The sequence below is a fragment of the Phascolarctobacterium succinatutens genome (genome assembly GCF_958453765.1).
Lineage (GTDB): Bacteria > Bacillota > Negativicutes > Acidaminococcales > Acidaminococcaceae > Phascolarctobacterium_A > Phascolarctobacterium_A succinatutens_B.
In genome coordinates, this window is the sequence record NZ_CAUDZA010000003.1 from 104,363 (window position 1) to 127,994 (window position 23,632).

The 23,632-nt window shown below is 41.7% G+C and carries 19 protein-coding genes and 1 pseudogene; 1 reads left to right on the forward strand and 19 read right to left on the reverse strand.

Translation table 11 applies throughout. From position 1 onward, the window contains the following. Positions 1-157: 157 nt before the first annotated feature. The 16 genes and pseudogenes from Q7Q81_RS02760 to Q7Q81_RS02835 form a co-directional block, all read right to left on the reverse strand. Positions 158-766: pseudogene (locus Q7Q81_RS02760) on the reverse strand (AAA family ATPase); the annotation flags it as partial. 511 nt (positions 767-1,277) lie between these two features. After that, a complete protein-coding gene (locus Q7Q81_RS02765; RefSeq protein ID WP_304273547.1) occupies positions 1,278-2,603 on the reverse strand; it encodes an RNA-binding domain-containing protein in 1,326 nt (441 codons plus the stop codon). A gap of 477 nt (positions 2,604-3,080) precedes the next feature. Then, positions 3,081-3,671 carry a CAP domain-containing protein gene (locus tag Q7Q81_RS02770; RefSeq protein WP_304273549.1) on the reverse strand — a complete coding sequence of 197 codons (591 nt, stop codon included), beginning with the start codon at positions 3,669-3,671 and terminating at the stop codon, positions 3,081-3,083. A 111-nt stretch (positions 3,672-3,782) separates the two neighbouring features. After that, positions 3,783-4,586, reverse strand: coding sequence for a hypothetical protein (locus Q7Q81_RS02775; protein WP_304273551.1), 804 nt, complete (start codon positions 4,584-4,586; stop codon positions 3,783-3,785). Positions 4,587-4,653: 67 nt separating this feature from the next. Beyond that, positions 4,654-5,550, reverse strand: a complete 897-nt coding sequence (locus Q7Q81_RS02780; RefSeq protein WP_304273553.1) for an LPP20 family lipoprotein — start codon at positions 5,548-5,550, stop codon at positions 4,654-4,656. Positions 5,551-5,563: 13 nt separating this feature from the next. Beyond that, the gene (locus tag Q7Q81_RS02785; RefSeq protein ID WP_304273555.1) at positions 5,564-6,190 is read right to left on the reverse strand and encodes a CsgG/HfaB family protein; all 627 of its coding nucleotides are present in this window, start codon (positions 6,188-6,190) and stop codon (positions 5,564-5,566) included. A gap of 11 nt (positions 6,191-6,201) precedes the next feature. Then, a complete protein-coding gene (locus Q7Q81_RS02790; RefSeq protein WP_304273557.1) occupies positions 6,202-7,086 on the reverse strand; it encodes a hypothetical protein in 885 nt (294 codons plus the stop codon). A gap of 13 nt (positions 7,087-7,099) precedes the next feature. Continuing rightward, positions 7,100-7,936 (reverse strand): hypothetical protein, encoded by an 837-nt coding sequence (locus Q7Q81_RS02795; RefSeq protein ID WP_304273559.1) that lies wholly within the window; start codon positions 7,934-7,936, stop codon positions 7,100-7,102. Further along, positions 7,933-8,781, reverse strand: coding sequence for a hypothetical protein (locus tag Q7Q81_RS02800; RefSeq protein ID WP_304273561.1), 849 nt, complete (start codon positions 8,779-8,781; stop codon positions 7,933-7,935). The genes Q7Q81_RS02795 and Q7Q81_RS02800 overlap by 4 nt, the downstream gene beginning before the upstream one ends. A 17-nt stretch (positions 8,782-8,798) precedes the next feature. Beyond that, entirely contained in the window at positions 8,799-11,465 is a 2,667-nt protein-coding gene (locus Q7Q81_RS02805) for an RICIN domain-containing protein (protein ID WP_304273563.1), read from the reverse strand. Positions 11,466-11,479: 14 nt separating this feature from the next. After that, a complete protein-coding gene (locus Q7Q81_RS02810; protein ID WP_304273565.1) occupies positions 11,480-12,235 on the reverse strand; it encodes a CsgG/HfaB family protein in 756 nt (251 codons plus the stop codon). A gap of 17 nt (positions 12,236-12,252) precedes the next feature. Continuing rightward, positions 12,253-13,083: a hypothetical protein gene (locus Q7Q81_RS02815; protein WP_304273567.1), complete on the reverse strand. Its 831-nt coding sequence runs from the start codon at positions 13,081-13,083 to the stop codon at positions 12,253-12,255. Between the two features lie 21 nt (positions 13,084-13,104). Then, positions 13,105-13,809 (reverse strand): hypothetical protein, encoded by a 705-nt coding sequence (locus Q7Q81_RS02820; RefSeq protein ID WP_304273569.1) that lies wholly within the window; start codon positions 13,807-13,809, stop codon positions 13,105-13,107. Positions 13,810-13,823: 14 nt separating this feature from the next. Then, positions 13,824-14,585, reverse strand: coding sequence for a hypothetical protein (locus Q7Q81_RS02825; RefSeq protein ID WP_304273571.1), 762 nt, complete (start codon positions 14,583-14,585; stop codon positions 13,824-13,826). Next, positions 14,586-15,479 (reverse strand): hypothetical protein, encoded by an 894-nt coding sequence (locus Q7Q81_RS02830; protein ID WP_304273573.1) that lies wholly within the window; start codon positions 15,477-15,479, stop codon positions 14,586-14,588. Between the two features lie 13 nt (positions 15,480-15,492). Then, positions 15,493-16,608 (reverse strand): hypothetical protein, encoded by a 1,116-nt coding sequence (locus Q7Q81_RS02835; protein ID WP_304273575.1) that lies wholly within the window; start codon positions 16,606-16,608, stop codon positions 15,493-15,495. Between the two features lie 308 nt (positions 16,609-16,916). Between Q7Q81_RS02835 and Q7Q81_RS02840 the strand changes: the two genes are divergently transcribed. Continuing rightward, positions 16,917-18,374 (forward strand): hypothetical protein, encoded by a 1,458-nt coding sequence (locus Q7Q81_RS02840; RefSeq protein ID WP_304273577.1) that lies wholly within the window; start codon positions 16,917-16,919, stop codon positions 18,372-18,374. A 66-nt stretch (positions 18,375-18,440) separates the two neighbouring features. Here the strand turns inward: Q7Q81_RS02840 and rd are convergent, their stop codons facing one another. From rd to uvrA, 3 genes are all read right to left on the reverse strand, one after another. Then, positions 18,441-18,599, reverse strand: a complete 159-nt coding sequence (gene rd, locus Q7Q81_RS02845) for a rubredoxin (RefSeq protein ID WP_009146201.1) — start codon at positions 18,597-18,599, stop codon at positions 18,441-18,443. A 136-nt stretch (positions 18,600-18,735) separates the two neighbouring features. Continuing rightward, entirely contained in the window at positions 18,736-20,583 is a 1,848-nt protein-coding gene (gene uvrC, locus Q7Q81_RS02850) for an excinuclease ABC subunit UvrC (protein WP_304273579.1), read from the reverse strand. After that, positions 20,580-23,429, reverse strand: coding sequence for an excinuclease ABC subunit UvrA (gene uvrA / locus Q7Q81_RS02855; RefSeq protein WP_304273581.1), 2,850 nt, complete (start codon positions 23,427-23,429; stop codon positions 20,580-20,582). Before uvrA ends, uvrC begins: the two co-directional genes overlap by 4 nt. Positions 23,430-23,632 lie beyond the last annotated feature (203 nt).

Here is a 23,632-nt window from a genome sequence, read left to right on the forward strand (position 1 = left end):
CTTCAGCAATAGCTTTAATAATAGCATTATAAATGGCAGGCTCACGTAACTCCTGCTTAAGCAAATTAGCCGGTTCTTCATACAAATATCCCGAACGATCAAATAAATTGGTCAGCAATGCTTCATCAATATCTTTCTTTACGCCCAGCTTATTAATATAATGCGGTACACCACCAGTAATGCCATAAATCAAAGCATTGTCTTCATACGTCAGCTCAGGATGGAATACGGCTGTCTCTTTATAATTCAGCGGCTCAATTTTAAACTGACCTGTTCTTCTGCCATATAGCGGACTTTCCTGACCCAGTACCTGATTTTCCATGAAGCTCATAGATGAACCACACAAAATCAAATAAAGTTTTCCCTTACTCCATTGGTGATCAATTAAATGCTGAAGCATTGCTGAGATAGCAGGCTTGGCTTTTGCTAAATAAGGATATTCGTCAATAACAAACACAAGCCTCTGCTCACGCGCCAACTCCGTTATCTCTGCTAAAGCATCATCATAACTTTTAAACTCCGGCGCAACCACAGCCTCAGGCTTTTCGTAACTCATAATTGCTTTTTATAAAGCCTTTAAATTTTCTTTCCCCGTTGTATTGAGTGCAGAAAAAAATATCGTTGGCTTGTCTGCACAAAACTTCTTAATCAAGGCTGTTTTGCCTACACGACGACGGCCATAAATAATCAGGCACTCAAATTCTTCATTTTCATAACGTGCATTAAGCTTGCGCAATTCCTCTTCACGACAATAAAATTTTTCCATCTGCTTCACCACTATTCAAAATCATATAACTCACGATTATGTTACTCATAAGTATATTACTTATGAGTAACATAATTTAGAATAGAGAAATTTGCAAGGGGTGGACTTTTAAATTTAAAACTTGCGCACGTGATAAAGGTTAATTTTTTCTGCACACTTTCGTATTAAAGCACTTAATACAACTTCAAACTTCTTTATAGCTAAAAAAGCTGGGACAAAACCCAGCATAAAAAAGAAAACCAGTGGAAGTTTACCGTCAGGGTAAATATCCGCTGGTTTTTTAGTGCAAAAAATCAAAAAAAACTTAAACTCTAGCGATTCTTTAATTTGTCGAAGTTGGTTTTGTCCCAGCCTCTTTTTTCATACATGGTTGATTTGACGCTTACAGACGTTCAAGCTAGCGTCTGCCTTTTTTACATATTACGATATACGCCAAAGATGAGCAATGCAGCAGTAAAATGAAATCTACATGAAGCATAGGTTAAGGGGAAGTAAAAAATTATTGTCTCTCTCAGCAAGCTAACGAATAGCTTACATTCCTGCCTTCGCCATATTTTTTTAACAGCCCCATCTGCAGCATCTTTTTGAGCACAAGAACCGCTGTGGATGTCGATACATGCAAAGCCTTCTCTATCATACTCCGCGTAACCAGAGAATTTTTGCGCGCTAATTCAAGTACAATTTGATAACGCTCTTCTTTCTTAGACGCAGTCTTACTTTCATCTGCCAAAGAATAATTTTTCACCCGTTTAGCAGCAAAATTAATATTAGGAAGTACAAGCTTAAAGGCATTATCTGTTGCCAAAAGCTGTGGCTTCACTGCACAATCCGCATAGCACTCATCGATCTTTAAAAGCCCCGTTCCATAGGCTTCAATTAAATGCAAACGATAAAAAACATTCGCCAGATTTTTATTTCTCAGCATAGATACACCAAGCTTAATATCTGCCAAAGACAAGCCCTTTACCAACCCGCCTATCGTCACAAATTCTATCCTGTCATCAAAAATACTAATCAGCGTCGGTCCACCAATGCCATATTCCCGATGGATTACAGCATTCAATAAAGCCTCACGCACAGCCTCAGGTGGATAGTCCCGTGTGTCTACTCGTTCCAAGCCAGGAAATTCTGAACGTGTATAATTAAATTGATTAATATAAGCATAAGCATCTTCAAGCTGCTTGAACAACGAACCACTCAATTCTTTACGGTCGTGAAAAACAGTCTTTTTGCTACCCTCAAAAACTGCCAGCTTAATAATAGAAATGCATTGGTCAGAAAGCAGCATACCAAGATTGGAATAGGTTCCATCGGCACTAATTAGTTGCAAGGTGCGCTTCTGCGCATCGCCAAACTGCAAGTGTTTTTTAGCAAAGTATGCCTCTGCTTCTTTAAACGTCAGATTTTGGTTTAAAGAACGTGCTTCTTCATAAACGTCGCCACTCGATTCCTTAATCATTTGAAGAATGGCAGTCTCTGATGCAGGAACAGATGATGCCCCCTGTCTTACATACACTCCCGCTGGCCTAATTCCCTTATTAGCTAAATAATAAGGTCTGGCAACTCCTCGCTGAATTATGAGCACAACAACATGCTTATTCTCCATAAGCTCAGTATTGCAATCAACTGCTACTGTAATATCAGGTCGAATAGTATCACGAATCATGTTCATTACCTGCAGCATCACAGCATCCGGATTTTCTACCCCTTCCACGCTACCATCATCATTAATACCAATATATAATGTTCCTCCCTCAGTATTAGCAAACGCCAACACTGCGTATTTAATATCATCAGTATATTGACGCTTGAATTCTATATTCTTACCCTCTAACATAAGCTACCTCCTTGCTAATTACTTTTCTAATTATAATTATAAGAAGTTGTTAGATAAATAGCAAGAAAAATCGCTATGTCTACTAATTCCCTTAATTTGAAAAATCAACATGTAAAACTTCATTACGTATCATCACTTCAAAAAAATATATTAGGCCAGTGCTACAAGGTACATACATACCAATCACAAAATCTTTGACATAATTAAAAGCAAATATTTGTAGCCAATACGCAATGAAACCAACATCATTGATGCAGCTCAAAAACACCGTGCATGCAGCAAGAATTAGATAATCAAGAAGTCTTGTCTCACCGCCACTATATCTATAACGTAAATATCCTAACACAAGCATAACGACCACAAAAATAGCTAAAACTACAGCATAAAGCCATAATGCTTATCATAAATTTAAGCATATTACAAAGCTATACTATTACTATTTTCTAATAATGGAGAAAAAGAGCCTGCCTTTAAGCATTATCCTCTGAATATCTGTACCCAATAATATTCATACTCAGTATTTTCATCACAACAATAGCCAACACCCAGCTCCTTAAATACAGGATTTAAAATATTAGCCCTATGTCCTTCAGAATGCATCCATTGATCAACAACACCTTCGGGAGTACCTCTTCCCGCGGCAATATTTTCACCTAGAGTATTGTTTTTATTTTTTACAACAGAAAAGCATCTGCTGCCATCAGGTCTTGTATGCGACATAAGCTGCGTTATTTCAACAGCTCTGATTGCCGCACTATCCTGCAAATCAGCTGCAAGAGTTAAGGGAGCAACCCCAACCTTGCTGCGTTCGGTATTGCAAAGCTCCAATACTCTTACAGCAAAAGCAGGAGCATTCAGCGCCGGTTCGCCATGAAATTTTTTATTCTTATGATGAGCAAAAAGCTCAGCCAGCGGATTACGTCTTTTCTGCCAATCTCTCGCCTGCTTTTCCAAGGCATATTTACGCTGATTTACTACACGGTCACGTTGAGCAGCCTGTCTTTGTCTGGCTGCCATCGAATGCTTGGCAAAATCATTACTGCCTGCTGCCGCAGCACTATTTGTCATTGATATGACAGCGATAAAGCAAAACGCAATTAAGTATATTACAGTAAAAAACTTTTTCATTTCTCTCTCCATAAAATAAATTTATTATTCTGCAGTAAAGCTATGATTATCCTAAATACCCCATTCATCAACGGAATATAACAGGAAATCCTTTTCTGCATCTTCCTTACTGCTCACGCGCCACAACCATTGCCCGTCAGCAGCCAGGCGCTCATATTCTTCCGCCAAAGTATATGCCGGTGAATATTTTCCGCAAATACTGTTTATACGCTTTACTGTCCTTGCAGCCGCATCATATTCCTGCAAAAGCACATAAGCCAATAATCTCGGCAGCAAGGCTTCTGCTTCATTATATTTGTTTTTATTCTGTTCCAACAGCTTTAATGTCTGCTTCGCATATAAACAAGCTCTGCTTTTATAGTCCTCATAGTCGGGATAATAGCGGGCATCACCGGCATAGCAGGCTATGGCATACTGCAAATTTAACGTTACGCTGTCGGGATAATCTTTAAGCTGCTTCTCATATAGCGTGCATGCTTGTGCAAAGTAATTTTTTGCGTAACTCAAACCGCCGCGATGACGATAAATCTGCGCCGCCAACAGCCTATATTCCGCACTTTCCGTAATAATCGCCAGCGCAAGATTAATATTTTTTATCGCTTCCGTATATTTTGCATTTGCAGTCCGTTTATCTGTTGTCGCTCTGGCCTCCCTGTAAGCTGTCAGCGCCGCCCCTGCGTACTCATACGATTTATTGCAGCCGGAAGCATAAATTACTCTTCCCTGAGCATCGTACAAGCAATTATAGGCTGCAGCAGCTTCAGCATCCGCTTCGACATTATCAGCAATATTATTGGCCAAGCAAGTATTCATAGCGCAAGCACAGGATAAAACCAATACCAACTTTTTCAGCATAGCTCTCACCTTCTATCAGTAAAAAAGGAATGCCCTTTAATGCGAGCATTCCTTTCGTCATTGCCGTTTATTTTACAAAGGCAACTGCTTTATTTTCCAGCATACCGGATTTTTCATTAGCATATAAAATTTTATCGCCATCTTCTACACTAACAACAACGTTAACCGGATTTACGGAATTAGCACCACCGCGAACGCTCACAGCTTTTACAACTAAAGGATTGCTGCCTGCACGAGAATTAACGGTTGCAGTATGCAAATCGTTATAGTATTCTACCATGCCCTTGCTGATAGCAAAGTCCTTATCAATGTTACGCATGCCGTAAATCGCACGGCCGTTAACATCATAAATAACAGGAGAGAAGGTACCCTCCAAGCCTAAGCCGGCAGCATCTACAACAACACCGGTATAGGAAGCAGCTTCAGCCTGTACCTCCGGAGCAGGAGTGTAATCTTCGCTTATTGCAGGCGCTTCTTCAGGCAGAATTGTTTTTTGTGCTTCCGGTACAGCAATTGTTGCAACACTCTTCACGCCATACAGCGGAATAGCCATTCTGACGGTGTAGCTGCCATCATCATTGGCAGTTTCTTCAACTATGCGTGCACCCTTTACCAATGCGCTGATTTTAGTATTAACAATATCACTTTCAATTGCCAGATCACGCATAGTGGTTTCAGCATCAACCTGAACGCCTTTAATAATTTCTGCCAGTTGACGATAAGCATCAACAACGGCAGCACGGCGCGCAAGTGCAGTACCGCGTGCAGCAGGCACGTTTTCCGGCGGCAGGCCTACACCCCATGCTTCAACATCAGCCTCAGCACCCTTTTCCCAGTTTACAGACCCTTTAACATTTTGCTGCACATTTACCTGTACGGATACATCATCCGCACTTGCAACACCTGTTAAAGACATGGACAGGCCAAGTACGACAGCAGCGATTAAATTTTTCTTTGAATACATTGTTAACATCTCCTTAAATTACCTTTTTATTCAGTTCATCTACCATAGCATAAGCTGCCTTTTGGATAGCATTATGAACACTATCTTGAGTAACTTGAACTGTTCCAAACCGAATCGTACCGCCTACAACACCTTTAACTTTCGTATAGGTGCTTGCAGATTTGCCGGTACCCTTAGTCATATACAAAATATTACCGGTATCAGTATCCATGACTCTGCCGATTATATGTGCCTGCACAGTATTCTTTGTCAGGCCTGCTCCACCTAAACTGCCACCCGCTTCACTCAAACTTACGTTAGTAATATTGCCGCATAAAATATACTTTACATTAAGTAAAGCACCTATTTTTTTAGCAGTATCAGGATCTATAATACCAACCGTAGAAATAGCAGCATCATTAACTTGTCCCATAACAAAATCTTTCTCTTTTACCAGAAAGCATTTATCATCAACCAGACGGTCAATTATATATTCGCTTGTAACATATTCGGCATTATTTAAACTAATCTCTGCTTCAGTTGCTCCCGGTCTGGTGCCAAAATCCATAATAGCAATTTCACTATTTCTGTCAAGGGCCAAAGCGCTTCCAGAAACACTAAGTAATCCTGCCATTATTAACGAACTAATAAACTTCCTCATACAATAACACCTTATTTCAAAAACAGCTTACCTGCATTAACATCAGCAACAATAGCGTCGCTAATTTCTTGTGAAGCTTTATCCAACACCTTATATAACAGTTCTGAGGAAAGCTTGTCATCGCCCCAGCTAGCAGGAATATTCGCCATAGCAACACCAGCTAAACCACCTGCGCCAAGCAAGCCGCCTGCACCGGCAACAGTGAAATGGTCAGATTCTACTTTACTGGTACATTTTTTATACCAAACAACTTCGCCGGTAGCAGCCTTAATCAAGCGCAATTCACTCTGTAAACCAATAGAGGTCTTCTTGTTTTGTAATCCGCTTAATAATGGGCCTACTGGGCCAAGGAAACTGGATACTCCCGCCATACCAAGTGTAGAAGCTGCCATATTAGCATAACCAACAGCTGAATTGATATCCGTATTCATCCATTGACCTGTACCGATATTACAGATAGTTCCCTGAATAAGATATTCTGCACTATTGTTTCTGCCGATAGGAGCAGTAAGGTTCGGATCTACAATCTGTCCAACGGTTGCCGTTGCCATAGATTGCGCCATATTTTCCTTAAAGCCGGGGCCTTCAAACAAAGTATTATAATCGCCCCAGCTAATCGCACGACGTGCATTACGCAGTTCTGCTGCACGCTCATTATAAAGCATTTTTTCGATATCCTGATTTATAACTTTAGTTCCACGAAAATTCAGCTTACCCGTATTAACCAATTTCTCCATAACCAAATCGGATAACATTCCGGCAGAATCTACCTTATCAAATCTTGTATCATCTGTAAATTTCATCATTACACAGGTCGGAGTTTCCGCAAAACCAACAGACGCCGACACAACACTGCTTGCAGCCAAGGCTGCCAGCAATATAGCTACCTTTTTCATTTTCACTGCCCCCTTATTTATCCGCTGCCTTGCGTTTTGTAGTATCCTTCAGACCTTCCGGCAAGCTCAAATACTTCTTATCAGGTGTCGGAGAAAATTCGTCAATCTTAATAATGCAGCGTGTTCCGTCAAGTTCGCCCTTAGCGTTAGTATAATACGTTGCGGAAGCAATCTTCACTAAAGTATAACCATTGAAATAATATCTTACCGCTTCAAATACACCATTAGAATCGCTGCGATAGTCTTCATAGTTCAAGCCATTATTCAACCAGCCGGAACCAACATATCTAAATGATGGCATTCCGGCAGCTTTATTACCATCAGGCAACATAGCATTCAGCAAACGAGTCATATTTGCTGTACCGAAAGAATCGCCTTGTTCAAGGTTAGCAAGAATATTAAACTCTACCGCACTCACAGAACCCTTCTTTGTTCCACGATATACAAGCTTATCTTTATCGTAATATTTTGTATAGTTAAAAACTTCGTCCCCTTTTTGTAAACGGCAAGTGGCAACGCTCTTGACACCGGCACTTTCCAGATAGGCATTGCCAACGCCTATTTCTTCATATTTGTTATCTCCGTCACATACTAAAATACTTTGTGTGGGCTTATTAACAAACAAATCACTGGTACCGGTATCCATGCTGTTTTTACCATAAAGATTAATTCTGTCCTTATTAGTTGCACGTGCCTGCGGAGTAATTTCCTGATATTTAATTGTATAAGTCTTTCTCATCAACAAATTACGATAAGTATCAAGATTGCTTGCTTCACAAACAACACTAGCCATAGTACTTACAGCAACAGCCAAAGCTAATGTTACTTTACAAAATTTCTTTATTTTCATTTCGCCTCAGTCTCCTTTTTGCTGTAATTTTCTACCAAAACCGGCCTTTGCACCAGGTCATTGATATCACCCAGGCCAACCGCATAAACTTTGCAGCCTTCTGGGATATCGGTAATCTTTTCAGGAAGCTCACCGGTAATTTTGATATTCTTTATTTCATCTGCCTCGCATTCTTCTTCATTACCAACGCGAACCATAACCTTAATACTTTGCAGCTCACCTTTCTCCAAATCGTAAAGCATGTAGAAATTCTTTTTATACATTGGCTGACCGTTCATATTATTATAAGTAGTGGAATACTTGTCATAATTGAACTCTTTCTTGCCGAAAGTTTTCTTACCGCTTTCGATAAAACGCGGTGCTTTAAAACCGGTAAACGAATTAAACACATCATTAGGAGCAAAAGTTACTAATGCTTCCGGCAGCGCCAGCTTTACACGCACCATATTCCAACCAGCGGCAGGATCGATATTAGGATCATCCAGTTGGTTATAATACGCCATAGTTGCTTTCTTCTTGCTTTCAAATTGATAATACTTACCATCCTGATACAAGGTGCTCGGTACTTTCTTTTCGCCACCACCTAAAAATCCGGCAATTGCAAAAAGCGGATTGATAAAACCGAGAGCCGCCAATGCTGTATTAGGCTGGCTTTGCAGCATTGTATAATCCATACGCTTGCCGTTCTGCACTGCAAGAATCTTTTTAGCGTAATTATACTCATACTCAACATAATAATTACCGGATGACATAATATTTCTGTAATCTGCTGCTTTAGGCTGTTCTGCATAACAGGTTGCAGAAAGTGTTGCTAACGCAAGCGTTAGCGATAAAAGTTTTTTCATTGTGTAGACCTCCTAAATCACTTAGTATAAGCTGAAACTTTACCAAACCTATTTATAAAGTCAGATAACCCGACATATCTTTTTTGTATCAAATTATATTTTCCAGTATTGGGTTTCACAAAATTTGCATCAAAAATACATACAGTCTTTGTATTAGAATTGTAAGAAACAAAAATCATAGAATGTTGAGAAGTGTTGTTGCTTCTACAACCTTGCATAAAATCGCCTGGTTTAAGTGACTGGAAAAAGGTATGTAAATTATTATAGTTCGTATAGCTTAAAGAAGCTACTTCCTTTACACCAGGTTCTCTATTATAAATTACATATTTATTAGGCGTATAACCATAACCACAAATAGAACCATGCAATTGTTTAAAAATGTAATTTGCAAATCCTAAACATTCTTTACCCTTTAATACATTATAATTTCTGTTATCCCATTTTCTCCCAACCCAATTATTCATCAAAGAATTAAGAGTTTCATTATTAGGAGGAACTGACAATTCTTTAAATATCTCCCTCGTTACCCAACCTTCTTTCATACCACCACTATTCGTTTTATAACGGATATGGTACGAGCTTCCGGTTTCACCAAAAACAGTAACAGGATCTGCTGTATCTACGCGTCCTTTTTTCACTGTCAAATTTGCATTTTCAAAAACATCACAGTTACGCTTAGGCCATTCACGCCATTCATTATATCTTTCATCTTCACCCGGTTCCCTGCGTTCTAATTTCCACTTCTGCGCAGCAGAACCATTGTATTGGAATAATTGTATCTTGGTATTATTCGCACTGCTACCACCGGAAACATCTAAAACACCATTAACGTTTTTAGGCTGAATAATATAATAGCCATTACCTGCATCAAGGAATCTGAACTCCTGGCAAAAACCGCTATAATCCCATAAAGTTATCGGATTGCCATTTGCATTGGAGCCATTGTGGTTATTCAAAGCTAAACCAGAATTTTCTGCAGTAATTTTATAATACCCATTATTTAATTTAGTAACCTGCCATTTTTGATGGCTTTTCTGCTTATGATTCTGCGAATTCTTGCTATATATTACAACAGGTACACTACGGTCTTTGCTGGCATTTAAAACTGTAAGCTCGGAATTAGGCGCACACTGCGGCTGAATTGAATATAATCCATTATCCACATTTACAGGCACCGGAGCAGCAGAGGTCTGAATAAATCTCCATTTTTGATAATTGTTATTTTCTCTGCTCCAAACAACTACATTAGTCTGAGCAGCTGCACTGTTATTAGCACACGCTACAGCAATACCTTCCTTTGCCAATGGTTCAATGAATACTCCGGCATCGTTGTTACGTCTTATTGCTCTAAACTTTTGACATTTGCCGTTAGCTGCTTCTTTTTCATACTGCCATATATTACTGCCGTTACTTGTTTTTCCAAATCCTAAATCCACATAACCATTACAGCCTGTTCTAAGCGTAAAATAGCCATTACCAACATTATTAACGTAAAATCTCTGCGCTACACTACCATTGCTATTGTACAGCTTAATATTTACTTCGTTACCTTCTCTGGCGCCATCTACGTCAAGACGCATACGTTCATTAGCCAACGGAGCAATTTCGTACCAACCATTCTGTATATTAACGACTGTATAATTTTCAGCTACAGGTGGTTTCATGCTATTCAATTTTGTACGTAATTGTGATAAATCTGTTGACGTAAATTTCTTATCGTCGTTCATATCTGCATTATAATGATAAAAGCCAGATACCTTCTGTCCAATCACATATTGACTAAGCAATTTATAGTCTGCTTCGTCAATCTTGCCATCTCTATTTACATCGCCCTTTAAAATCGGTTTCGGAGGATTAAGAAAATTCACAAGCAGATTATAATCAACATAATTTATAATTCCATCATTATTCATATCTGCATCTTTTTTATTGATAGCTGTAGCACTATTTCGCAAATATTGTTCTAACAATTTTAAGTCATCACTATTAACGCTGCCATCACCATTTACGTCACCTTTTAATCCTGTACTGGAAATGGTACTAGAAACTGTATTTGAAGCATTTATCCATCCAATAGCTCTATACTGCCCTTTACCATACGAATATACCTGTTGCATACTTCCCTGTTGAGCTAATATTTTATAAGTGCGTCCCTTACCCATCGTATACATTACCTTAGATTTGGAAACATCAGTATATAAAGGCATAGGTGCTGTTGCAGTTTTTACCGCTAAACTATCCACTCTAAGAATATTTTGACCTGCGCTTAAATCAGAAGCCTTAACATAAATTTTTGTATCTTTATTTTGTTTATTAAAATAAGTCACCTGCGCAAATCCATTGCTATATACATAAACATCCAAAAAATAGGCATTGCTTTCACAATAACCAACTTCATTGACATTAAAATATCTTGCTATTTTTCCTGAAGTCAGTGATGTATATACAGGTATCTGATTTTTTATCGGGTTAGCAATCAAAACATTTAAAACTTCTCTAGGTTGAGCTACCTTAGCTGATGCATTAGCTTCATTAGCGTTATAATTATAACCACCGGTACGTGCATTATATATATTAGCATTAGGATTTGCCGTGGTAATATTCAACCCACTAGCATATACTTCCATAGAACCGCTAATAAGCATAGTCGTTAACAATGCTAAGATTTTTTTGTTATTTTTCATAATCACGCAACTCCTTATCTTCTACGTCTTGCTGTACCATCCATCTTAGCCAAAATGCCCATCTTGCCATATACTAAATCATCGGCAGCTTTAGCAATAGCATTATGTACTTGCTCTTGGCTTACATTTTCTGTGCCAAACTTTACAGTATGAGTAGTTCTATTACTAGACGAATCAGTTCCATCTGCATCATAATAAGAATCACTGCCAGTTTTTAACTGTTTCCATTTTATTTCATTATAGGTACTAGTCGATTCGCCTTTACCTCTTGCAGCTAGAACAATACGGCCTGTTTCAACATCAATAAAACGAGCAACAACATTTGCGATAACTGTATGCTGATTATTGCCAATACCACCAATCGTATTGTTATCATAACCTATAGTTTTTTCTTTCAAGCTACAGCCAACAACACTGCCATATAATATGTACTTAACACCCGTTAATCTGCCAATCTGTACAGCAGTTGCAGGATTAACCATTCCCGTCAGATTCAAATGATGTTCACTCATAATTGCCTGCATCTGTTCACGTTCGATAATAGAAAATCTATCACTATCAAGCAAAGCATCAAGCACATAATCCGACGCTACTCCAGCATCGGTCAAAGAAATTTGTCCTTGTACTCCTGAATCTGCATTAGTAGAAACCGAAGCATGATTACTAAACGGCATAATAGCTATATTCGGATAATTCCCCAATCCTGCAAAACATGTTGAACTAATCAACACGCTCACCAACAAAACAACTTGCATCAAAATTTTTCTCACTATCACGCATCTCCTAATCATTTATCAGCTTTCCTATATTTTTTAGGAATTTCAAATACGGACATATCCGGTATTTCTGTAGAAAATTCCAGCACATCTCTTAATCTGCTCAACTTCAACTCATGCTCATCATCATAAAAATTAAACGCCATAAATTTCAGTTCTTTGGTATCTGTATCAAAGAAAAACCAATGCTCTATTTTATCAGAGCCACCATATTTATACATTTCAGCTATGTAATCTTTGCCAAACAGCTTGACTAAATTACATCTTTCCGGAAGCTTTACACCATTCTTTTTATCAGTTAAATACATCACAGAATCACCATACAAATAGCTGTACTCATGTATACCAAATTTCTGATGTCCACTTTTATCTGGTTCGCTATTTATACGCTTATTTTTTTCATATCTGAAGCCGTCAATCTCTAGTACCTTTTTCACAACCTTTTTCTTGCCTTTTGTTTCTAGATAATAGCTTGCGCCATTATTGAAAGCAGCAGTAATATATTCTAAATCGCCGCTAAAACCTGTTTTAAAAATGTGTTTACCACCGGGATTAATAAAATTTTTGTTTTCTACTGTCTTTAAATACGATGTCCCTTTAACAGAAAATTTTTGTCTATACGCTTCCGAAGGTAATTCGCCCTTATAAACATTACCTATCTGCAAATCAGCTGACCGCGCCCAAGAATGTACATAATGCTCTTGCTGATACTTTGCCTGACTGGTTGCAATCGAAGAAATAACGGAACCCAGAAAACCACCAAATCCAGCTTCGGCTTTCGGCATAGCACTCGCGCTAAATAACATGCTTGCCGTTAATACACCACAAATCATTTTCTTCACAAACATCTACCCCTTTGCTAATTAAAATTTTAAAACGCCTTTTTTCATATCCTCACTCATCTGTTTCATCACTTTTTTACTGATTTTTTCCAGTGCTTCCACAAACAACTGATTATTAAGCTCATCTGATCCGATGGCAACACCTTTGTATTTCCATAAACTTTCCTTGGAAGCTCCTCTTTGTTGCGTCAACCAAATAACCTCACCGGTATCAGCTTTAATCAGACGAATAGTGACAACAGCATCAAGATACGGAGCTTTGTAGGAAAAATCATATGCTGGGAAAGGTGACATAAAGCTGCTTTCACCTGTGCCAAGGTAATCTATTGAACCATGCAGTAAATACTCGGCATGATGTGCTTCTCCTAAATATTTTGTTTTATCAGGATTAGCCTTGTCTCCTATTCTTTGCAAACAGGCTTGTCCTGCAACACCATCATAGATGGCATCAAAATCATCTGAGCCAACAATATTATCTACATTTGTACCATTCAAACTCTGCTCCGCGATAACAGCTTCCTTCACTGTGCTGCGTTCCATTAAATCAATTTCAGAGAAATTCATTATATCGGATAGCAGCAACTCCTCCATAACTCCTGCTGTCTGCCAACTTTTGTACGGAGTATTATCATCAAACGATATAATTACCATGCTAACATTAGCGAAGCAAATTGAAGAAATGCTCATACACAGTATTAGAACTTGTAAGGTTTTACTTATCTTCATTACCAAATCACCAACTACATCTTCACATCAAAGCGCTTGCTATTTACATTGTTGTCAAACTGCTTAAATTCCACAACAACTGCCTTAGCTTCATCGAATTGATAGTCACCAAAGCCATCATTTTTTACCATCTGCTTATGTTGATTCTTTATGCACATTTTAAGCTGTCCATCTGCATAGCACATACGCAAAACACCAGCTATAGGCTCAACCAAATCATAATCGTCATAATCATATACAATACCATTTTTCTGCCACTTGCCGCTTTGCTTATATTGAACCTTATACCGTTTCAGTTCTCCGGTAGCTTCTGTTATCGGTCCCAGCATAGAGAATATTTCGTCATGTATTCCCTGTATCTCATTATGATATGATTCAAAAACCATAGCTGGTCCAAACCAACGTTCCATAGTACTTTTATCCCAACCTATACTATCAACATCTATGGGCTTTTTACTGAATGTATAATGGTAATACTCTTTTTGCGGTTCGTTATAGCGTTTGAGTAAATAGTAGTTTTGCTTTTTTTCTCCTGTCTTTTCAACATATATATGAATATATTTTTTATCACCTAACTGCGCCAAAACAGCTTCTTTACGCAAGCTTTCCTGCTTCTCATTGATGTGATTGTTATAGCTCACGTTACTCACAATTTCATAATTGCCACTGCTAATTAAATTAATATAATGTTGTATAGAAATCTGTTGAGCACTACAATTATTACTTGCTAGTATACAACACCCAGCAACTATTAAATATTTCAAGAAGCAACCCATCTACTCTACCTCAAATTCTTCGATTGCATAATCATCAATCACATTAAAAATGCTATCATCTTCTAAGTTATGCAAATTATTAACCTTATTTAAAAAGTCAAAATGCTTGTCTTTGTTGCAATCGTAATATTGTTTGCTTATAGCATCTGAAAAGCAGATTAACGCCCCATCTTTGTAAAATAACTGATAGTACCAAGTTTCACCAATCGGCGAACCATATTCATTTGTTTTTTGATAAGTATAAGTTTCACAAATCGTATCTTGCCCCATAGTATGTTTGGGTTCAGAACTTATTAGCGTAACTGCCCCTGTTTCCTCTGCTGGAAACAAAATACTATTAAATATCGTCGGAATTATCATATTCACGCACATTATTTGTGACAATCTAGGCTTATCATTGATTTTTTCAGCAGTTGTCCAATAGCCACAAGCATTATATCTATCTAAAGCATAGATTTTTCCATCTTTGATCACATTGATATCTTCATTTTGTATGTCGACAATACTGCTATTATAAAAATAACCAAAACTCAACGGAAACATTTGCACATTCGCTATAACACTTTCACGATATGAACTCAACTCTTCAGCAGTCAATTTTCTGCCATAAGAAACTGCTTTTTCTTTTCGGGTACCGAAATCATTACGTTGGTAATATTTGTTATCACCTTTTTGTGCGTAAATAAATTTATCAAGATTCTGTGAAGCACTCCACATACGGGGTTTTTGGTTCTTCGCAATTTCACCTTTAGCATCTTGTCTTGTTACCTGATATTCAATATAAAAGCTACCATCTGCATACTTCTGCTTTAAAGCATCTGTATAGCTTGCACTAACACTAGCCATAATACTAAAACTCAATAGCACCATACCAATAACTTTTCTAACATTCATTTCTAATACCTCATTAAGATACAAGCAATTCCATCGTATTATTCGTTATACCTTCATTAAATAACCCTAAATGGCTCTTTTCCTTCAGCATTCTCAGTAAAACATGCAGCTGCTGATTGCTTTCAATATCAATAACCGCTTTACCATTCTGATATTCGCGCATATATACACTCTGTACACCTTTGAGCTTTTGCAAATCCGTAACCAGCTCTTCCAGCTTTTCATCATCATTCACAGACGCAATTATCTGCAGACCATCAAAGGCTTTTGCTGCTTTTTTTCTTAATATCTTCCCTACTTCAACAGCAGCATTGGCAGAAGCATTTCTTAACGCTTTATTATTTGCTGTATTTTCAGAAATATCTATTCCCTGGCCACGTACAGAAAAGGTTCCCTGTATGTTACCTGTAGCTAGCATTATAACTTTACCGGTAATATCAGCAGTCCCCCGTACAAGCTGCGTATCTGTCGCCGTTCCATCCTGCTGCATAAGATTTATCTTTGCTGCATCTACATTACTTTGTGCAAGTACCAGCACATCCACGCCAAGAGAGCTTGTATCTCCTATTAAGTTGGTATCGCCATTATAAAGACTGCTCAGCAAAGTTGAATTTCTCAGCTTTGCCACTATATTGGCATCCATAACATGAGAAAATCCCATGCTTAACAGCTGGCTATTTACGGATTCTTCCGTGATATCATCGTAGCTTTTTTCCGGGGAACCGTACTCGCTCACTGTCGCATTTTTAAAAACCACTACACCAATCCGCGGATCTCCCAAGGCTTTTATCATTTCAATGCGGTTCATCAGCTGCGAATTGGGGTTGGTATTGACATCAATCTTCGCACGGACATAATAGCTGCCATTTCTTTTACCTTCATCAATTACACGCACATCCGTAATGAAGCCAACGGATTTAGCATAAATTTCATCACTTACCACCGAAACCTGACTCACCAAGGTTTCGGAATTAATATATGTACCCACAACCTGCTCTACTGCATTACGTTTGGCATCGCGCAACGCACTGTCCCTGTCTTCACCGACACCGGAAACATCAGCAATCTGCGCATATGTAATATTATTCAATGCCAACAAAAGCATAGCTGTTACAACCTTCCATCTCATTATAAATCTCTCCCTCCGATGTATATCTCTAATACCCGTTTTATCCCCCCACTACACAATAGCGTTTCTACGAAGTACTTGTCTATTAGTTCGCAAAGCATCGCCATATAGGGGTATCTCTTATCAATTCTCTTATATATCATTACAAAACTTCCATCATACTTTTAATTTTAACCAAATTGACATACATCTAACACATGTGACAACTTTTGTGACAGGCTTTTTGCATATTCAAGACTTTATTATTGTCACAAATTCGTCTATAATATAAATATTGATGATGAACTATTTTAGGAAGGGTTTTGCTTATGACATTATTTGCGGATACGCTCAAAAAGTATCTGGATACAAAAAATACAACAATTTACACTATTTCAAAAATTAGCGGTGTAAACAGAACAATGATACAGCACATGAAGGTTGGTAAGCGTATGCCTTCGAATGTTGCAGACGTAACTGCTATTGCCAAAGCCATGATGCTCAACCCCAGTGAAACAGCAGAATTACTGCGCGCCTATCATATATCACATATGGGAGAAGAAAACTTTTTCCGTCGTGAGCACGTCAGCAAAATCATCTCCAGTTTTTACGATATGAATTCTGCCGACGAGCTTGTGATTCCCACAGGTGTGCAGGATATGCTTGAAATGAATGAAGCTCTGAAAATAATCAACGGTCAGGGCAATATCAATCGCATTTTAAAAGCTGTTTTGGAAATTGAAGCCAATAAAAAAACAGGCCATATCAAATTAATGGTACAACCTGAATATCAATATATTTTTGATTGTCTTACTTCCATTGATTTTAACCGCAACAATACGCTTGTGGAAGCTATCATCGTTTTTGACAAAAACGAAGGACATAAAGGCACCACCTATAATCTTAACATCCTGCAAAAGCTTGTGCCTATTTTATTTCAATGCGAGGTTTTCCATCCTTACTATGTTTATGATAATGTTGATACATTGTTCAACAACACCATTATGCTGCCGTTTAAAATCATCACCAGTGATTTTGTTTTAACAATATCCTACGAACAGGATAAGGCAGTTCTCTATCATTCACAGGATATGGTTGCACTTACCTGTGATACCTTCCAAAAAAGCCTCAGTGTTGCTAATCCTATCTGCCAAGCCTTCCATCCTACGCCGGAGGAATATTTGCAGTCTACCTTCCTCAGCGACGAGGAAGTAAACTCTGAAGAAGTGCATGAGCTTTTTTACCAGCCATGCTTTCCCAGCTTCTGCCCGGAAGATATACTTATGGACAGATTAAACAAGGATATTATACCGGCTGAAATGCAAGGTGTTATTACTGCTTATTTTGACAAGATCCGTGCACAATACAGCACACATCATGTTTCTTTTACGTTGGAGGGCTTAAACCTCTTTATGGAAACAGGACGCGTAACAGAAATCCCTGATTTCATGTACACCTACTTGACTCCGCCACAACGCATGACGCTTTTAAAGAACATTATCAACAGCGTTGATGATGGCAGCTTCAGCCCAAGGATTGTGCGCAGCGAAAAGCTTTCCGTACCGTCACCCATCTGCATTTGCGCGCCAAGCGAGCAAAATATTATTATATATTACTTCAGTCCCAATAAAGGACAGTATATCTTCCATCTGCAGGAATTAAGCCTGGTACATGCATTCCATGATTTTCTGGTTTATCTTCCGGAAAGCAGTATGGTTTATTCCGAAGAGGAATGCAAAACGCTGCTGCATGCTGTCTACGATAAATACAAAAATATCTATAATTAAAAATCAGCCCACACAAAAACCCCCTCACAGCTTCCTGTGAGGGGGTTTGCCATATCCTATGCAATTTTACATTTCCGAGAATTGGTCCTTGCCTACGCCGCAAAGAGGGCAAACCCACTCTTCCGGTACATCTTCCCAGGCAGTGCCTGCAGCAACGCCGTTATCGGGATCGCCAACCTCAGGATCATACACATAACCACAAACATCACATACCCATTTTGCCATTAGCTTCGTCCTCCTCTTGCCATAGCCTGCGCTTTTAAGAAAGATAAGCGCGAGCTACATAATAATTATTATTTTTGACCTATAATTATTATAGCATAGTATGCGAGGATATTCTGCAAAATAGCTGTGAACCTTTTTATTGCAGCGCCTGCTGCTTTTCCGGCAAATCCAGGCGGAAGAAGTCGTACAGTGTCTGCGCCGCCGCATGGTTCATGCCTTCTACCGCAGCAAGCTCTTCAACGCTGGCTGCACGCATAGCGTCCAACGTTTTGAACGCCTTCCACAGCTCCTGACGTCGCTTGGGACCGATGCCCTCCACATGGTCGAGCACGGAAACAAGGTTGCGCTTACCGCGCAGCTTGCGGTGGTAGGTAATAGCAAAGCGGTGCGCCTCATCGCGGATGCGCTGGATGAGGTGCAACGCAGCGCCTTCACGGTCCAGCATTATGCTTTCGCTTTGGTGCGGCTTAAAGATTTCCTCCTCGCGCTTGGCCAGGCCTACAACCGGCAAATCGTCAAGGCCAAGGCCGCGGATAACCTCCAGCGCCGAGCTCAGCTGGCCCTTGCCGCCGTCGATAACCACCAGGCTTGGCAAGTCCTCATAATCTCTGTAACGGCGGTAGACAACCTCCTGCATGGATTTGAAATCATCAGGCTTGCCTTCTGCCGAAACAATTTTATATCTGCGGTAGTCTTTTTTGCTGCTTGTGCCGTTGCGGAACACAACCATGGAAGCAACGGTTTCGCTGCCCTGCGTATGGCTGATATCGAAGCAGTCCATGCGCTCCAGGGGATGCTCCAAGCCCAAGGCCTGCTGCAGCTCTTCGGCTGCCTGCAGGTCATTTTTCAGCGACAGGCTGCCCTTACGCAAGCGTTCATTCAGCAGCTTGACGGCATTTTCATTCGCCAGCTTCAGCAAATCCTTTTTCACACCGCGCTGCGGCAGCAGCAGCTCCACCCTTCGCTGTGCCTTGTCTGCCAGCCAGGTTTCAATAAGCTGCTTTTCGTCCTCCTCAGGCAGGTACGGCAGCACCACTTCCTTGGGAATAAAGGTCGCTTCGTTATAATATTGCTTCACAAAGGCTGTCATAACCTCCTGCGGCGTATCGCCGCCGTCGGGCATAAAGAAGTTATCTCTGCCGATGAGCTTGCCCTTGCGCACGAAGAATAACTGCACGCACAGGCCTGTCATATCCTGCCCCAGGCCGAAGATATCCATATCACCACCGTTATTGGTAACAGCCTTCTGCGCCTCGTTCAGACGTGCCACAGCCTGCAGCTGGTCGCGTAGTCTGGCAGCCTCCTCAAAGGCGTAGTTATCCGCTGCCTCCTGCATCTGCTGCTTCAAATCACGCTCCAGCTCCGTGGTGCGTCCGTCCAGCACCATGCAGACGGATTTTATCATCTTGTGATAATCCGCCTTGCTGATGTAACCGGCGCAGGGCGCAAGACAACGCTTGATGTGGTAGTTCAGGCATGGTCTGTCCACGTTCATTTTGCGGCAGGTACGCAGCGGGAACATGCTGCGCAGCAGCTTTACCGTGGCATGCATGGCGCCGGCGTCGGCATACGGTCCGTAATAACGGGCACCGTCGCGCAGCTGTCTGCGCGTCACATATAAACGTGGGAAATCCTCCTGCAGCGTAACCTTAAGATAGGGATATGTTTTATCATCCTTCAGGCTGATGTTGTAACGCGGGCGATATTTTTTGATCAGGTTGCACTCCAGAATCAGTGCTTCTACCTCACTGGAGGTAACAATCGTTTCAATCTCCGCTATTTTGGCCACCATCGCCTTCACCTTCGGCGTATGGCTGGCCAGATTACGGAAGTAGCTGCGCACGCGGTTTTTCAGCACTACGGCCTTTCCTACATAAATAACCTTGCCGGAAGCATCGTGCATCAGATAAACGCCGGGCTTTTTCGGCAGTACGGCCAAGGCATTTTTTATATTGTCGCTAAAGCCTGCGGCTAATTCTGTCATACATACCACCCGTTCTTTTTCGCCTTCGCCAGCTCCTGCTTGATGTACTGTCCGGTGTAGGATTTTTTGACCTTCGCTACCTCCTCCGGCGTACCGCTGGCCACCAGAGTACCTCCCTTGTCGCCGCCCTCGGGACCGAGGTCGATAATGTAATCCGCCACCTTGATAACGTCCAGATTATGCTCGATGACGATAACGCTGTCACCGCCTTCTACAAGGCGCTGCAGCACATCCAGCAGCTTGTGCACGTCCGCAATATGCAGGCCTGTCGTAGGCTCGTCCAGAATATACACCGTGCGTCCCGTACTGCGGCGCGAAAGCTCTGTTGCCAGCTTGACGCGCTGTGCTTCGCCGCCGCTCAGCGTCGTTGCTGCCTGTCCCAAATGAATATAGCCAAGGCCTACGTCCTCCAGCACTGCCAGCTTGCGGTAAATGCGTGGCTGGTTCTTGAAGAACTCGCAGGCCTCGCTCACTGTCATATCAAGAACCTCAGCGATGGATTTGCCCTTGTAATGCACCTCCAGCGTATCGCGGTTGTAGCGTGCACCGTGGCAGACCTCGCAGGGAACATACACGTCCGGCAGGAAGTTCATTTCTATCTTATTCATGCCGTCGCCCTTGCAGGCCTCGCAGCGTCCTCCCTTTACGTTAAAGCTGAAGCGTCCTGCCTTATAGCCGCACAGCTTGGCCTCGTTGGTCTGGCTGAAGAGCTCACGGATAAAATCAAAAACGCCGGTATAGGTTGCGGGATTGGAGCGCGGTGTGCGTCCGATTGGGGACTGGTCGATGTTGATGACCTTATCCGTATATTCTATGCCCTCGATGCTGTCATGTTCGGAAGCACGCAAGCGCGCACCGTTGAGCTTGGCAGCCAGGGAGTTATAGAGAATATCATTTATCAAAGTGGATTTGCCGCTGCCGCTCACGCCTGTTACCACGGTAAAGACTCCGAGCGGAATGCTGACATCAATATTTTTGAGATTGTTGGCGCGGGCACCGTGAATCGTCAGCATCCTGCCATCGCACTCACGGCGATGCTTAGGAACCGGGATAAATTTGCGGCCGCTAAGATAGGTACCGGTAACGGATGCAGGCACCTGCTTAATTTCTTCCACCGTACCCTGTGCCACCACTTCACCGCCATGCTCGCCTGCTCCCGGACCGATGTCGATAATCTGGTCGGCAGCATACATAGTTTCCTCATCATGCTCTACGACAATCAGCGTATTGCCCAAATCACGCAAATGCTTAAGCGTTTCCAGCAGCTTACCGTTATCGCGCTGGTGCAGACCAATGCTCGGTTCGTCCAGAATATACAGCACGCCTGTCAGGCCGCTGCCTATCTGCGTTGCCAGACGGATGCGCTGCGCTTCGCCGCCGCTGAGCGTACCGGCGCTTCTGTCGAGCGTCAGGTAATCAAGGCCTACGTCATTGAGGAACTGCAGGCGTGCCATAATCTCCTTCAAAACCTGATGCGCAATTATTTGCTGCTTCGGCGTCAGCACAAGCTTTTTAAAGAACTGCAGGCAGTCGCGCACCGTCAGCGCCGTAACCTCGCAGATATTTTTACCGCCGATAAGAATCGACAGAGCCTCTGGCTTCAAGCGGCTGCCGTGGCAGGCAGCGCAGGGAGTGCTCGTCATAAACTCCTCCAAATCCTGACGCATAGCATCGCTGAAGGCTTCACGGTAACGACGGCGCAGCACGTTCAAAATACCGTCAAAGGTTGTGTTATGCTCCTTGACCTCACCCTGCAGATTTTCGTACAGGAACTTAAACTTGCTCTCGCCGGCACCGTCCCACAAAAGCTGCTGCATCTCGGGCGTCAGCTCATTCCATTTGGTGTCGTAGCTATAGCCATAGGCAGCAAGAACAGCGCCCAGCTGCTTCATAAAATAGGAATTCAGATTGTTGCTGAAGCAGGCAATGCACCTGTCGGCAAAGCTCTTGTCAGCGTCAGGAACTATCAAAGCCTTGTCAAACTCCATATGCATGCCAAGACCTGTGCAGTCCGGGCAGGCACCGAAGGGATTGTTGAAAGAAAACAGGCGCGGTTCAATCGCCGGCAGGCTGATGCCGCAGTCATTGCAGGCAAAATGCTCGCTGAAAAGCTGTGTTTCAGTTGCTTCTCCCAGCGTTGCCACCTCCGCAAAGCCGTCTGCCAGCTTCAGCGCCGTTTCCACGGAGTCCGTCAGACGCTGCCTGATGCCGTCGCGCACTGCCAAGCGGTCAATAACTACAGAAAGGCTGTGCTTTTTATTTTTCTCCAGACGTATATCCTCGTCCAGCGTGTGCACCTCGCCGTCGATATACATACGCACATAGCCTGCACGCCGCATATCGTCGAGCACACGCATATGCTCACCCTTGCGCCCGCGCACCAGCGGCGCCATCACCATAAAGCGGCTTCCCTGCGGCAGCTCCAGCACCTTGTCGACTATCTGCTGCACGCTCTGCTGCTCAATGAGCTTGCCGCATTTAGGGCAGTGCGGTTCACCTGCGCGTGCGAACAAAAGACGCAGGTAATCGTATATTTCCGTGACCGTACCTACGGTAGAACGCGGATTACGGCTTGTTGTCTTCTGGTCGATGGAAATTGCCGGACTCAGGCCTTCGATGTAGTCCACATCCGGCTTGTCCATCTGTCCCAAAAACTGGCGGGCGTAGGCCGAAAGTGATTCCACATAGCGGCGCTGGCCTTCGGCATAAATCGTATCAAAGGCCAGGCTGCTTTTGCCGCTGCCGCTGAGACCTGTGATAACTACCATTTTATTGCGCGGTATTTCTACCGTTATATTTTTCAGGTTGTGCTGTCGCGCACCCTTTACAATTAAAAATTCTTGCATATTTTTTACCTCTGTTAACAAAAGGCAGAAGCTGCTCCAGCTGCTGCCGGCGATAGTATGTTTATATTATAGCACACTGCTAGGATAAACGCAGTAAAATAAAAACCACCTCAGCCTCAAGCCAAGGTGGTTCAGCAAGCAAATATTATTTGGTTCTATAATAAGTGTTGGGGTATTGACTTGGATTAAGTCAATACCCCAAC

Bases quoted from the DNA above. Each gene is read 5' to 3' on its own strand.
- Q7Q81_RS02840 (WP_304273577.1), top strand. From the start codon at position 16,917: ATGACATTATTTGCGGATACGCTCAAAAAGTATCTGGATACAAAAAAT.
- Q7Q81_RS02820 (WP_304273569.1), bottom strand. From the start codon at position 13,809: ATGAAGATAAGTAAAACCTTACAAGTTCTAATACTGTGTATGAGCATT.
- uvrA (WP_304273581.1), bottom strand. From the start codon at position 23,429: ATGCAAGAATTTTTAATTGTAAAGGGTGCGCGACAGCACAACCTGAAA.
- Q7Q81_RS02775 (WP_304273551.1), bottom strand. From the start codon at position 4,586: ATGCTGAAAAAGTTGGTATTGGTTTTATCCTGTGCTTGCGCTATGAAT.
- Q7Q81_RS02785 (WP_304273555.1), bottom strand. From the start codon at position 6,190: ATGAGGAAGTTTATTAGTTCGTTAATAATGGCAGGATTACTTAGTGTT.
- Q7Q81_RS02795 (WP_304273559.1), bottom strand. From the start codon at position 7,936: ATGAAAATAAAGAAATTTTGTAAAGTAACATTAGCTTTGGCTGTTGCT.
- Q7Q81_RS02790 (WP_304273557.1), bottom strand. From the start codon at position 7,086: ATGAAAAAGGTAGCTATATTGCTGGCAGCCTTGGCTGCAAGCAGTGTT.
- Q7Q81_RS02770 (WP_304273549.1), bottom strand. From the start codon at position 3,671: ATGACAAATAGTGCTGCGGCAGCAGGCAGTAATGATTTTGCCAAGCAT.
- Q7Q81_RS02835 (WP_304273575.1), bottom strand. From the start codon at position 16,608: ATGAGATGGAAGGTTGTAACAGCTATGCTTTTGTTGGCATTGAATAAT.
- uvrC (WP_304273579.1), bottom strand. From the start codon at position 20,583: ATGACAGAATTAGCCGCAGGCTTTAGCGACAATATAAAAAATGCCTTG.
- Q7Q81_RS02825 (WP_304273571.1), bottom strand. From the start codon at position 14,585: ATGGGTTGCTTCTTGAAATATTTAATAGTTGCTGGGTGTTGTATACTA.
- Q7Q81_RS02800 (WP_304273561.1), bottom strand. From the start codon at position 8,781: ATGAAAAAACTTTTATCGCTAACGCTTGCGTTAGCAACACTTTCTGCA.
- Q7Q81_RS02765 (WP_304273547.1), bottom strand. From the start codon at position 2,603: ATGTTAGAGGGTAAGAATATAGAATTCAAGCGTCAATATACTGATGAT.
- rd (WP_009146201.1), bottom strand. From the start codon at position 18,599: ATGGCAAAATGGGTATGTGATGTTTGTGGTTATGTGTATGATCCTGAG.
- Q7Q81_RS02805 (WP_304273563.1), bottom strand. From the start codon at position 11,465: ATGAAAAATAACAAAAAAATCTTAGCATTGTTAACGACTATGCTTATT.
- Q7Q81_RS02780 (WP_304273553.1), bottom strand. From the start codon at position 5,550: ATGTATTCAAAGAAAAATTTAATCGCTGCTGTCGTACTTGGCCTGTCC.
- Q7Q81_RS02830 (WP_304273573.1), bottom strand. From the start codon at position 15,479: ATGAATGTTAGAAAAGTTATTGGTATGGTGCTATTGAGTTTTAGTATT.